Here is a 13,020-nt window from a genome sequence, read left to right as displayed (position 1 = left end):
TGCTTCACCTATATATTGTCAACTGACTGGCCAGTTAGCGCAGCCTTAATTGAATTATCCATACGCTTAGATGCAAAGTCCTGAGTTTGTGCATCTAAAGCTGAAATTGCTTTCTCAATGGCGTCAACGTCGTCGCCCTGGGCAACATTATTAAGCTCAATAATGCCATTATCAAGTTGCTCACGCTCTTCACTAGACAATAAATCACCGTCTTTCGCCAGCGCTGCTGTTAGCGATTCAATCACTCGTGCAGCTTCGACCTTTTGCTCGGTTAGCATACGGCGGGTAATGTCTTCTTTCGCATGCTTCATTGAATCTTTTAACATGGTGGCAATTTCAACATCTGAAAGCCCAAACGATGGCTTCACTTGAATTGACGTTTGCACACCCGTTGATTTCTCCATCGCGGTAACGCTAAGCAAACCATCGGCATCAACCTGGTAAGTGACTCGAATATGCGCAGCGCCTGCAGCTAATGGTGGAATTCCTTTTAAAGTAAAACGCGCCAGTGAGCGGCAGTCGTCAACTAGCTCACGCTCGCCCTGCACCACATGAAATGCCATTGCCGTTTGACCATCTTTAAAAGTGGTAAACTCTTGTGCGCGTGCGACAGGAATGGTGGTGTTACGCGTGACAACCTTCTCAACCAAACCACCCATGGTTTCAACACCGAGCGATAACGGCAGTACGTCAAGCAGTAGTAAATCAGAGTCAGGCTTGTTACCCGCAAGGATATCGGCTTGAATCGCCGCGCCAATGGCAACAACGCGATCAGGGTCGATAGAGGTTAATGGCGCTTTACCAAAGAAATCTGCAACCTTTTCACGTACTAGTGGCACGCGAGTTGAGCCGCCAACCATCACGGTTTCAAGCACTTCATCAGTGCTCACGCCAGCGTCACGTAACGTGCGGCGACAACTACTGATGGTCTTTTTCACTAGCTTTTCAATCAATTGGTCAAAGTCAGCTTTGCTAACTTGGCAAGTGTGGGTAGTCCCTGCGACTTCAATAGTTGCTTCAACAGCGTCAATGTCAGTTAACTGCTCTTTTACGCGGCGCGCTTCAATTAACAACTGACGGTTTAAATGAACATCAACTTCAGTTAAAGCAAATGCTTGTTGCAGATGAGCTTGCAATAAATGGTCAAAATCATCACCGCCTAATGCAGAGTCGCCGCCGGTCGCTAGCACTTCGAATACGCCGCGATTAAGGCGCAAAATTGAGATATCAAAGGTGCCGCCACCTAAATCGTAAATGGCGATAACCCCTTCTTGCTGGGTATCTAAACCATAAGCAATCGCCGCTGCAGTTGGCTCATTTAATAGTCTTAATACTTTAACGCCGAGTAACTCAGCAGCATCTTTGGTGCCTTGACGCTGGGCATCATCGAAATAAGCCGGAACAGTAATCACCGCGCCTTGAAGCTCACCACCTAAGGTGTTTTCAGCGCGTTCAATTAATGGACGTAAGATCTCAGCAGACACCTGAATTGGGTTAACCTTGCCTTGAGAGGTTTCAAACACAGGTAAACCGTGCTCACTGGCAGATAACTGGTAAGCGTGCTGCACGTCATTTGCTTGCACATCAGCAAGGCTACGTCCCATAAAACGCTTAACCGAAACAATCGTGTTAACCGGATCTGATGCTGATAATGCCTGTGCTTGATGGCCAACCACAATCTCATCTTTACCATAGTGAACCACTGAAGGTAGTGAATGCCGTTGTTGTTCATCAGCCAGCGTTGTGGCTTCGCCGCTGCGTACAGAGGCAACCAGCGAGTTGGTGGTTCCTAAATCGATACCCACAGCTAAGCGGTGTTGATGTGGCGCGGCGCTTTGGCCAGGTTCTGCAATTTGCAACAGTGCCATATTGTTCCAACTTGTAAATTTGTTATGTAAATGCGTGGCAAAAACTAGTCGTGCAGTTGGTCTTCAATGCGCGACAGCTCGTCTTGTAACTTTGCCATAAACTTGAGCTTACGAATTTGATCCGCGGCAGATAAATTGTCTTGCTCATTATTGTTTTCAAGCAGTGAGGATAACTGACTAAATAGCGACTTTTCAAACTGAGCGAATGAATCGTATAAATCGTCAATTAGATCTTGAGGATCATCACTGTGGTTGATGTCTTCTAGCGCTTCACGCCACTCCATCTGCTGCATTAAGAAACTGGTGTCTTTAACAGTGGTGGTTTCGTGACTTAAATCGATACCGCGCAAACTAAGCATGTGCTCAGCGCGGCGAAGAGGTGTTTTTAGCGTTTGATACCCGTCATTAATCTGCGCGGTACGTTGCACAGATAGCAATTTTTGTTGCTCAGATTCATGGGCGAATTTGTCGGGATGTACCGCGCGCTGCAGTTCGCGATAGCGTTCTGCAAGCGCTGTGGTATCTATATCAAAGGCTGGCGTAAAATGAAAAAGCTCAAAATAGTTCATGTATTGGACCGCACAGCGCTATTGGATTGTCAAAGAGAGTCGATTATACCGTGAAACTTTCGCCACAGCCGCACTCACCTTTGGCATTGGGGTTGTTAAATTGAAAACCTTCGTTTAGGCCTTCTTTTACAAAGTCGAGTTCAATGCCTTGTAAATAGATGAAACTCTTAGCGTCGATGATAATGTTCACGCCATCGATAGCGTAAACTTCATCATCGTCGTTAAGGTCATCGACAAACTCAAGCACGTAAGCCATGCCAGAACATCCGGATGTTCTTAACCCTAGGCGCAATCCAAGCCCCTTACCACGATTGGCTAGAAACGATTTTACTCGATCTACCGCTGCTGGGGTCATTGTAATAGCCATGTTTAACTCCAGATATTACTTGTCTTGTTTAGTCTTGTACTCGTCAATCGCGGCTTTGATTGCATCTTCAGCCAAAATTGAGCAGTGGATTTTAACCGGTGGAAGCGCTAGCTCTTCAGCGATGTCAGCGTTTTTAATTGCTGCAGCTTCTTCAACAGTTTTACCTTTAACCCACTCAGTAACTAGCGAGCTTGATGCAATCGCACTGCCGCAACCATAAGTTTTGAACTTAGCGTCTTCGATAATGCCTTCGTCATCAATCTTAAGCTGCAGTTTCATTACATCACCACAAGCTGGTGCGCCAACCATACCAGTCACTACTGATGGGTCGTCTTTTTCGAATGAACCCACGTTACGTGGATTTTCATAATGGTCGATTACTTTTTCACTATAAGCCATGGTATTACTCCAAAATCTGTTCGTTTAACAATGCAATATCGTCTGTTAGACGGTTGTTATTAGTGGTGAGTCCACTGCACTTTTTCTAAGTCGATACCGTCTTTAAACATTTCCCATAAAGGAGACATTGCGCGTAGTTTATCGATAGACTCGGTAATTGTTTTAATTGCGTGGTCAATCTCTTCATCTGTTGTGAAGCGACCGATAGAAAAACGAATTGAGCTATGGGCCATTTCATCGTTTAGACCTAAAGCACGTAGTACGTAACTAGGCTCTAAGCTTGCAGAAGTACAGGCAGAGCCTGAAGATACTGCTAAATCTTTAAGTGCCATCATCAAAGACTCACCTTCAACGAAGTTAAAGCTCACGTTAAAGATACCGCTGTAACGCTGCTCCATATCGCCATTGATGTAAGTTTCTTCGATGTGCTTGATGCCATTCCATAGTTTGTCGCGTAGCTGACGAATGCGCGCGTTATCGCTTTCCATATCTTGCTTAGCAACCGCTGCAGCCTCACCAAAACCAACGATTTGATGGGTAGCAAGTGTACCACTACGCATACCGCGCTCATGGCCACCACCGTGCATTTGCGACTCAAGGCGAATACGAGGTTTACGGCGAACATATAGTGCACCAATACCTTTAGGGCCGTACATTTTGTGACCTGAGATAGAGATAAGGTCAACTTTCATTTCTTGTACGTCGATTGGCAGCTTACCTGCGCTTTGTGCTGCATCCATGTGGAAGAAAATTTTCTTCGAGCGGCATAGCTCGCCGATTTCAGTCACATCATGTACAACGCCAATTTCGTTGTTCACATGCATGATGCTCACAAGGATTGTATCTTCACGCATTGCTTCTTCAATGCGAGATAGAGGAATGATGCCGTTTGCTTCTGGCTCAAGGTAGGTAACTTCAAAACCTTCGCGCTCTAATTGACGACAAGTATCTAGGGTCGCCTTATGCTCGGTTTTGCTAGTGATAATGTGCTTACCTTTCTTGTGGTAAAAGTGCGCAATACCTTTAATTGCAAGGTTGCTAGACTCAGTTGCACCTGAAGTGAACACGATTTCGCGGTGATCCGCATTGATAAGGTCAGCAATTTGGTTACGCGCAATATCAACGGCTTCTTCTGCTTGCCAGCCATAACGGTGTGAACGAGAGGCTGGGTTGCCAAAAACACCGTCCATAGTCATGTGTTTAACCATTTTATCTGCAACACGCGGGTCAACCGGGGTTGTTGCGGCGTAATCTAAATAGATAGGAAGCTTCATACTCACACTCCGTACAAGGGCAGCCTTTAGCCACCATACAACGTACAAATAATAATTATTTTCAAATCAACTCAAAGCCTTACGAAACGGCTCTTTGTTCCTGCTGCAATTCATCTTGCTTTACCGAGATATACTGCACATCTCGTTTTTCCATTAACCCGGCAAGGGTAATTCCGCCTAAAAAGTCAGAGATTTGCTTGCTTAAATCACCCCATAACGAATGAGTTAAACAACGACTGCCACTTTGGCAGTTACCTTGACCTTGACAGCGAGTTGCATCAACGGACTCATCAACGGCATGCACAACCATGCCAACCGAGATGTCATCTGCTTTTAGACCTAAGCGATAACCACCACCTGGGCCACGGACACTTGCAACAAGACCTTGTTTACGTAATTTGGCGAAGAGTTGTTCAAGATAAGACAGCGAAATACCCTGTCTTTCAGAAATATCGGCCAAGGGAACAGGCCCTAGCGATGAATGAATGGCAACATCTAGCATGGCGGTCACTGCGTAGCGACCTTTTGATGTAAGTTTCATAACTTTCTACTGCTCCCAAAAAGTATGGTGCAATTGCATCATACCCGAGTAATTTAGTCAAGTATTTATCCCAGTAATTTACTCAAGTATTGCGGTACTTCACAAAATGCAAAACACCCTACTCATTTGCTGGGTATTTAACCTTTTTGAAGTCAATTATTCAATGGCTAAGAAACATTTATTCAGGGCAAATAACAATTAATGAGTAATAGCTAACAGTTTTCGGGATAAAAGCTCAATTGCCTCTTGAATCACTAAAGACGTAGCCCCATTTAACGTAGCCCAACTTACCGACAGCCTAAGTACCGATAACTAAACCATCAACAGCTAAAGCAGGCAACTTAAACGAGGCTATTTGTCACGGTTTAAATATGCGGGTCAAACTCATCAATTTCCTGCTTGCGCTTTTCAGCCGCGGCGCGCTCAGCTTCGTTAAATTCATCAACGTTAAGCTCAGGTAGTTTTTCAGTGCATACTTCACCACCCATAGATTGCACCGCCTGACACACTTCTTGCACTTTTGAGTCCATTAGGTGCATATGATCAAGCATTTGCCCAATGGCATTTGCGACAGGGTCTGGGTTGTCCGGTGATACCGCATACGCGTCAAAGCCGTATTTCTTGGCCATCTGGCTGCGTCGCTCAGACGTTTCTTTAGACTGCTCGCTAGCGGCTGCAACGATTCGCCCTGGAATACCAACTACCGTTTTACCTGCAGGCACATCTTTTACTACCACAGAGTTGGAACCAACTCGGGCTCCTTCATGCATGGTGATCGGGCCTAGCACTTTGGCGCCGGCACCAATAACTACATTATTTTCAAGGGTTGGATGGCGTTTGCCGGACTGCCAAGTAGTACCGCCTAAGGTAACACTGTGGTACAAGGTACAATCATCGCCAATCTCGGCGGTTTCACCAATCACCACTCCCATACCATGGTCAATGAAAAAACGACGACCAATAGTCGCACCGGGGTGAATTTCAACGCCCGTTAACCAACGAGAAAAAGTCGACAAACATCGCGCCGTTAGGTTCCAGTTTTTAAGCCATAGCTTGTTGCTAATACGGTGCAACCAAATTGCCTGCATGCCTGGATAATTGAGTAGGATCTCAATATTACTGTTCGCGGCTGGGTCGCGATGATAGATGGATGCGATATCTTCTTTTATGGTGGAGATAATGCCCATATAACTCTCCCTAATGGACGGACGCTATTTGTCTGACTCTTCTTGCGAAGGCTCAACAATCTTTTTATCGATTGAGGTTAAAATACCGCGCAAAATGTTCATTTCTGCAGCCTCAATTCTTGCTTTAGTAAACAAGCGGCGCAGCTTAACCATCACCTGACCGGGATGGTTCTTAATAATAAACCCGGTTTTACTCAAAGTTGTTTCAAGGTGAGTGAAAAATCGCTCTAAATCTTCAGATAGCGGGTATTCTTCCTCGGTAACTTGTTTTCCTGACTCATCAAGCGCTAACTGAGCAACCCGAGTTTCATAACAAATCAACTGCACAGCTTGCGCTAAGTTAAGCGAGCTATATTCAGGATTGGCCGGAATGGTTAGGTGGTAATGACACTTTTGCAGCTCTTCGTTACTTAAACCATGATTTTCACGACCAAAGACAATGGCAACAGGGCCAGTTTCACTGCGCTGCGCAAGTTTCTCACCCGCTTCACGAGGCTCTAGCATTGGCCAATCAAGAGTACGGCTGCGAGCACTTGTGGCAATGACTAGGCTACAATCGGCAATCGCTTCTTCTAATGAATCAACTCTGGTTAAGTTTTCAAGAATATCTGCCGCGCCCGCTGCAAGTGCAATAGAATGACCATCAGGTTCAACGCGAGGCTCAGCTAAATATAAATTGGTAAGGCCCATGGTCTTCATTGCTCTGGCAGTAGAGCCAATATTACCAGGGTGTGACGTGCCGACGAGGACGACGCGGATATTACTTAGCATGTAACTTGATCTATTTTAAGGAAAATTCAATCTGCGCATACTAACACAAGGGAGATTACATGGTTATATGAAAATCTGCATTTGATATAACCAGCAAATTGAGTATAATACGCCGGCTATTTTATATACGTTCTTTAACATCCAGGGGATTGCAATGCATCCAATGCTCACTATTGCCACACGCGCAGCACGCGCGGCGGGCCAAACTATCATGCGCGCTTTTAACGAACTTGACCGTGTCGAGGTTAGTGCGAAAGGAATGAACGACTACGTTACGAGCGTTGACAAGGAAGCTGAATCAGCCATCGTTTATCAAATTCGTAAGTCTTACCCTGACCATACTATTGTGGGTGAAGAAGACGGCGAAAACCGTGGTGAGAATAAAGATTACGTATGGATTGTAGACCCACTGGATGGTACCACTAACTTCGTTCGTGGTATCCCTCATTTCGCGGTTTCTATCGCGGTTCAATACAAAGGCAAAGTTGAAGTTGCAGTCGTTTACGACCCGGTTCGTGACGAGCTATTCTCAGCCGTGCGCGGTAAAGGCGCAAAAGTGAACGATTTCCGTCTACGCGTTACTCAAGTTAACGATCTAGATGGCACTATCATCGCAACGGGTTTCCCATTCAAGGCTCGCCAGCACACCGAAACTTACATGAATATTCTAGGTGCGGTATTCCCACAATGTGCTGACATTCGCCGTGCAGGCTCTGCTGCGTTAGATCTAGCATACGTTGCTGCGGGTCGTATGGACGGTTACTTTGAAATCGGCCTAAAACCATGGGACATCGCTGCAGGTGACCTTATCTGTCGCGAAGCTGGCGGCACAGTTACAGACTTCACAGGTGCTCACAACTACCTTGCATCAGGTAACATTGTTGCTGGTAGCCCAAAAGTCACTGCTAAGCTAATCAAAACCATGCGTCCACTGCTTAACGAAGCATTACAACGCTAAGTTATTTTGCACTCATGACATCAGCCTTATCCTCATAAAGCTGAAAATTAAGGCCTATTATCACAGATAGTTGGCCTTTTTTGTTTCTTTGAACTAGATCACTGCAACGATTGACATTGTCGGGCATATACTTGAGCCATTATGTTGATTTTTATGGATACTTGTCATGCCTGATACCGCACTGCGTAAAATTGGTGTAAAAAGCCTGAAGATGATTGAACACGTAGTCTTGTTCATCATTTCTATTGCGACCGTTTACGCAATTGGTGAAGAAATTTTGCACATGTTTAATATTAAAACAGTGCAGCTCGCCGACCTGCTTTTACTCTTTATCTACCTCGAAGTACTCGCAATGGTAGTTAACTATCTTGAATCAGGTAAACTACCTATTCGAATGCCGCTATATATTGCCATAGTTGCGTTAGCGCGATACCTCATTCTCGACATGAAAGGCATGGACGACTGGCGCGTACTTGCCATCTCTATCTCCACCATTGTGTTAGCATGCACGGTAATTGTGATCCGTTGGGGCAATTAAAACTGCCTTACCCAAAGAACAAAGACATGGAAGACTAACCAAGGCGAGTTTTGATAACCCACATTTAGCGCCTGTAGCAGTAAATTAACAACGACTAGAGGCGCTTGGCTATTGCTTAACATCTTGTTTATGCTAAAACTAATACACTAGCCTGATAAATTCTAAGTACCAACCACGACAAAGGAGTGATGGTTATGGCGAACGAGCCAACTGGTTTTAAAGAAAAGCGCGCGTCACTTCGCGTAGATATGGAAGCCGAGCCAGTACGCCTGCACTGGATTGATGATCAAGGCCAAGCTATAGAAGATGATGCAACCTGTCTCGACCTCGCCCGAAAAGGTGTGCTATTTGAATACAAACAAGCCTTTAAAGTCGGTGCGCTCGTTGCCCTCACCTTTAATCAAGGCACACCACAACAAAATACCATTAAAGGTCAAGTTTGCCGCTGCTCTGCAGCCGACGAAAACAGCTTTCATATTGCGATGCAACTGGTGTAAAGCAAGACTGAACAGCTTATCGGCAAAGTAAAATGTCAGATGTGTCCTATAATCTTTATTATTGGCACGCAATTTTATTCGGCGAAATAAGTCAATCACTTGCATGCAGTAGCCTAAGTTCAACATTGCCTCGTGGCGCAAAGGGAGACGAATATGATATTGCTAGTTGGCGGCGAAAAAGGCGGTAGCGGCAAAAGCTGCTTAGCGCAAAACCTAGCGGTCAATATTACTCAAAAATTCAATGCCAATGTATTGATGGTGGACTGTGACCCGCAGCGTACTACTTCAGATTGGATCCAAGCGCGTAACAACGACCCAGAACTCCCTGCTATCAACTGTATTCAGCTCTACGGAAAAATTCGCAATGATTTACTGAGTCTTGATGAGCGTTTTGATTATGTTATTGTCGACTGTGGTGGTCAGGATAACTTAGCGATGCGTGCTGCTATGTCGGTAGCCACTTATGTGGTTATTCCGCTGAGACCAAAACGTCGCGATTTAAAAACCCTGCCACACATGGAAGACATGCTAAGCACCTGTAAGATGGTCAACCCTAAAATGGTCGCCACCATTGTAATGACCCAGTGCCCCGCCCTACCATCACAATATAAGCGGATCCTTGAGGCTAAAGAAGTGGTAGAGTCTTACGGATTGCGCGCACTAAATTCTGTCACTTTTAGTCGTAACATCTACGATGACAGTGAAGAGTCTGGTTCATCAGTACTTGAAATAGAGCCAGAAGGCAAAGCTGCCGATGAAATCCGCGCCATCACCGATGAACTTTTCGCTATACCACCAGAAAATAGCTATGAGTTTAACTGATCTCAAACGTAAGCTTCCGAAGAACCGCCGCAAAGCGGTTTCTGTTGACGACTTTATTGAAGACGCCAATAACTATGCTTTTGGTAAAAAGTCACTCATCGATGGCGAACAACCACCGCAGCAAACCACTGCCGAGTTTATTAAAGGCTTAGATAAAAACAGCGCAAAAGTTTATCGCCGTGCCACCTTCACACTTACCGAAAAAAGTATTTCACAGCTAGATGAAATAAATCAAAATAGTAATATTGCTAAGTCAAAGATCTTACGGATTTTAATCGACGATTTTTGCAGTAAGTCGAGTTCAGCACAGACTAAATTGTTAAACAAAAAACGTAAGTAACTAAACGATAAAACAAAGCAGCTCTGCCTGCATTGTATGACGCGACTTTACACTAGCACGTGAAAACCTAGAAATGTTAAACCTTAAAAACGCGAACACCTAAAAAGCAAACAAGAGCTACACCATGTCACTTATTCTGTTACTGACTCAGCAAATGTGCCTTTATTTGGTTATCGTTTACCTGTTGAGTAAAACCCCGCTATTCAAGCTGTTTACAGAAACATCAAAACGCTTGCCCACAAGGTGTATATCTATCTGATATTTTCTGGCTTTTGTATTATGGCAACCTACTTTGGTGAGCAAACCACGGGGCCATTGCCAATACTCGGGCAATGGGCGCAGTGCTCGGCGGCTTACTTGGTGGTCCTGTAACAGGTTTTTTTGTCGGCCTTACGGGTGGTTTACACAGGTATAGCCTCGGCGGTTTTACCGATGTTGCTTGTGCTATTTCAACCACGCTCGAAGGGCTTACAGCTGGTTTAGTACACCTGTATTTAAAGCGTAATGACAAGAGTGAGCTTATTTACCATCCAATGCAGGTATTTCTCGTGACCTTTTGCGCCGAGGTAATGCAAATGCTGATTATCTTGCTAGTTGCCAAGCCATTTGATCAATCTCTCGCACTCGTTAAAGAAATCGCCCCGCCGATGTTGTTAGTCAATGCCTTGGGCGCGGCTATGTTTATGAGCATGATCCGCGACCAGAAAACCATGTTCGACAAACTATCATCGAGCTTCTCCGCCAAAGCGCTAAAGATTGCCGAGCGCAGTGTCGGCCTATTATCCAAAGGGTTTGATCAACAAAGCAGTAGTCAAGTAGCTAAAATTGTTATTGAAGAAACTCAGGTTGGCGCGGTTGCCATTACTGACAATGAAAAGTTACTGGCATTTATTGGTATTGGGGATGATCACCATTTGCCAGGTACGCCTATATCTTCACAAATAACCCTAGACGCTATCAGCCAGAATAAAGTGATGTTTGCAGATGGTGTGGATATTCCTTATGCCTGCTCGTTATCGAACAAGTGCCCGCTGGGTTCAAGCCTTGTTATTCCCCTTAGAAGCAACAACGAGGTTATTGGCACCATTAAACTGTATGAGCCAAAAAATAAATTATTCTTGAATATCAATCGTACTCTTGGTGAGGGGATCGCAAGGTTACTCTCCAACCAAATCCTATACGGCCGCTTTGAACAGCAACAAAACCTACTGGTGCAAGCTGAATTAAAGCTACTTCAAGCACAAGTTAATCCACACTTTTTATTTAATGCACTCAATACCATCAGCGCCATTATTAAGCGCGAGCCAAAAATGGCAAAGATGCTACTGCAACAGCTTTCACAGTTTTTGCGTATCAACCTGAAACGCTCAAGTGAACTGGTAACCTTAAAAGACGAGCTTGAGCATATTGATGCTTACCTGACTATCGAAAAAGCGCGATTTATCGATAAGCTTACGGTTAACATCGATATAAGCGATGAGCTAGCCAACTATAAAATGCCTGCTTTTACCCTACAGCCTTTGATTGAAAATGCTGTAAAACATGGTACCTCACACCTAATTGAAGCAGGTGTGATTAATGTCAGTGCACAAATTGATGGTGATGACTTGCTGTTGATGGTAACCGACAATGCCGGCTTGTATCAGCCTAGTGAAACAACCGAAGGCCTTGGTATGAATATCGTCCATAAACGCATTCAAGCACAGTTTGGCCAACAGTATGGCGTGAGCGTCGAGTGTGAAGCTGATAAACTTACCCAGGTTCAAGTTCGCCTGCCCCTAGAGGAATAATCATCCATGATCCGCTGTATTATCATCGACGACGAGCCATTTGCTAGGCAGGAAATTATCGATTTGCTTGATGAGCATGACGACTTTGAGGTGATTGCTCAATGCGGCAATGCCATTGATGCGCTAGCACAGATAAACCAACATAAGCCTGAGTTGATTTTTGTTGATATTCAGATGCCGCGAATTAACGGCATGGAGCTTATCGCCATGCTAAACCCAGACTTCTTACCTCGAGTAGTGTTTATCACAGCTTACGACGAATATGCGGTTAAAGCTTTTGAAAACAATGCCTTTGATTACCTGTTAAAACCTATTGATGACACCCGTTTTCGTAAAACACTTGAGAAATTGCGCACAGAGTTAACGCCACAAGACTTATCCACTATCAGCCCAACTGAGCTTGAACAGCTGCCGTGCTTTTGCGGTAACCGTTTAATAGTGACCCAAACTCAAGATGTTGAATACATAATGAGTTACGTTGGCGGCATTAAAGTTTTTACGCCTTTCATGCCTTGCCATACGCAACTAACACTCAAGGTTTTAGAAGAAAAAACCCCGCTTATTCGCTGCCATAAACAGTATTTGGTCGCACCTAGCGCCATTACAGAAATTGAGCTGTTAGACACAGGCGCGGAAATCACCACTAAAAGCGGCGCTAAAGTGCCGGTGTCCCGCCGTTACCTGAAAGCGCTAAAGCAAACCCTTGGCTTCCAATAGAAAATAACTTTAAATGTTTGGCGTGCAACTAAAGCAACATCCTATTTCTATTCGTCTCGCACGTATGTTCGCTAACTGTCTAAGCCAAACTGCAAGCTACTGTTTTCTTCAATCAGCAATACAAAGCTCAGCGCCCAGTTATGATTCTCACCGAACGACCCGCTATACCTATGCAAGTAACCGCTCAGAGCTATCAATAACCGCTTAGCTCGTTATCGCGCCGCTTAAATCGATTTATAACCACTTAGCTTTCTATTTAATACCGCTTAGTTCTACCTGCAACCGCTTAGCGCTTTATAGCACCGCTTAAACAAGCAATCTTGCCTGTTAATCAATCCACCTCCACTAAATAACAGCAATTGCTTAAAGTAGCCTTGAACAA

Annotated in this window: 13 protein-coding genes and 2 pseudogenes; 7 read left to right on the top strand and 8 right to left on the bottom strand. The window is 44.7% G+C overall.

Going from position 1 to position 13,020, the window contains the following annotated elements:
* Nucleotides 1–8: 8 nt before the first annotated feature.
* The 8 genes from hscA to trmJ all read right to left on the bottom strand — a co-directional run bounded on the left by hscA (nt 9) and on the right by trmJ (nt 6,976).
* Entirely contained in the window at nt 9–1,868 is a 1,860-nt protein-coding gene (hscA, locus tag EXU30_RS18310; RefSeq protein WP_130602481.1) for a Fe-S protein assembly chaperone HscA, read from the bottom strand.
* Between the two features lie 44 nt (nt 1,869–1,912).
* Entirely contained in the window at nt 1,913–2,437 is a 525-nt protein-coding gene (gene hscB / locus EXU30_RS18305) for a co-chaperone HscB (RefSeq protein WP_130602479.1), read from the bottom strand.
* 43 nt (nt 2,438–2,480) lie between these two features.
* Nucleotides 2,481–2,804, bottom strand: a complete 324-nt coding sequence (gene iscA / locus EXU30_RS18300; protein ID WP_130602477.1) for an iron-sulfur cluster assembly protein IscA — start codon at nt 2,802–2,804, stop codon at nt 2,481–2,483.
* 15 nt (nt 2,805–2,819) lie between these two features.
* Nucleotides 2,820–3,203, bottom strand: a complete 384-nt coding sequence (gene iscU / locus EXU30_RS18295; RefSeq protein WP_130602475.1) for a Fe-S cluster assembly scaffold IscU — start codon at nt 3,201–3,203, stop codon at nt 2,820–2,822.
* Between the two features lie 59 nt (nt 3,204–3,262).
* Entirely contained in the window at nt 3,263–4,477 is a 1,215-nt protein-coding gene (locus EXU30_RS18290) for an IscS subfamily cysteine desulfurase (RefSeq protein WP_130602473.1), read from the bottom strand.
* A 79-nt stretch (nt 4,478–4,556) separates the two neighbouring features.
* The gene (gene iscR / locus EXU30_RS18285; RefSeq protein WP_130602471.1) at nt 4,557–5,018 is read right to left on the bottom strand and encodes a Fe-S cluster assembly transcriptional regulator IscR; all 462 of its coding nucleotides are present in this window, start codon (nt 5,016–5,018) and stop codon (nt 4,557–4,559) included.
* A gap of 365 nt (nt 5,019–5,383) precedes the next feature.
* Nucleotides 5,384–6,205, bottom strand: a complete 822-nt coding sequence (gene cysE / locus EXU30_RS18280; RefSeq protein ID WP_130602469.1) for a serine O-acetyltransferase — start codon at nt 6,203–6,205, stop codon at nt 5,384–5,386.
* A 24-nt stretch (nt 6,206–6,229) separates the two neighbouring features.
* The gene (gene trmJ, locus EXU30_RS18275) at nt 6,230–6,976 is read right to left on the bottom strand and encodes a tRNA (cytosine(32)/uridine(32)-2'-O)-methyltransferase TrmJ (protein ID WP_130602467.1); all 747 of its coding nucleotides are present in this window, start codon (nt 6,974–6,976) and stop codon (nt 6,230–6,232) included.
* Nucleotides 6,977–7,130: 154 nt separating this feature from the next.
* Here trmJ and suhB point away from each other — a divergent pair, with 154 nt between their 5' ends.
* The 7 genes and pseudogenes from suhB to btsR all read left to right on the top strand — a co-directional run bounded on the left by suhB (nt 7,131) and on the right by btsR (nt 12,638).
* Complete coding sequence (gene suhB, locus EXU30_RS18270; protein WP_130602465.1) at nt 7,131–7,934, top strand: inositol-1-monophosphatase; 804 nt, start codon at nt 7,131–7,133, stop codon at nt 7,932–7,934.
* 166 nt (nt 7,935–8,100) lie between these two features.
* Nucleotides 8,101–8,510: pseudogene (locus EXU30_RS18265) on the top strand (phosphate-starvation-inducible protein PsiE).
* A 156-nt stretch (nt 8,511–8,666) separates the two neighbouring features.
* Nucleotides 8,667–8,969 (top strand): PilZ domain-containing protein, encoded by a 303-nt coding sequence (locus EXU30_RS18260; RefSeq protein WP_130602463.1) that lies wholly within the window; start codon nt 8,667–8,669, stop codon nt 8,967–8,969.
* Nucleotides 8,970–9,122: 153 nt separating this feature from the next.
* Nucleotides 9,123–9,791: an AAA family ATPase gene (locus EXU30_RS18255; protein ID WP_130602461.1), complete on the top strand. Its 669-nt coding sequence runs from the start codon at nt 9,123–9,125 to the stop codon at nt 9,789–9,791.
* Nucleotides 9,778–10,131: a replication protein RepA gene (locus tag EXU30_RS18250; RefSeq protein WP_130602459.1), complete on the top strand. Its 354-nt coding sequence runs from the start codon at nt 9,778–9,780 to the stop codon at nt 10,129–10,131. Before EXU30_RS18255 ends, EXU30_RS18250 begins: the two co-directional genes overlap by 14 nt.
* 124 nt (nt 10,132–10,255) lie before the next feature.
* Nucleotides 10,256–11,921 (top strand): annotated as a pseudogene (locus EXU30_RS18245) (LytS/YhcK type 5TM receptor domain-containing protein).
* 6 nt (nt 11,922–11,927) lie between these two features.
* Nucleotides 11,928–12,638, top strand: a complete 711-nt coding sequence (gene btsR / locus EXU30_RS18240; protein WP_130602457.1) for a two-component system response regulator BtsR — start codon at nt 11,928–11,930, stop codon at nt 12,636–12,638.
* Nucleotides 12,639–13,020: the final 382 nt, after the last annotated feature.

The sequence above is a fragment of the Shewanella maritima genome (genome assembly GCF_004295345.1).
GTDB lineage: Bacteria > Pseudomonadota > Gammaproteobacteria > Enterobacterales > Shewanellaceae > Shewanella > Shewanella maritima.
This window is presented reverse-complemented; position numbering and strand designations above follow the sequence as displayed.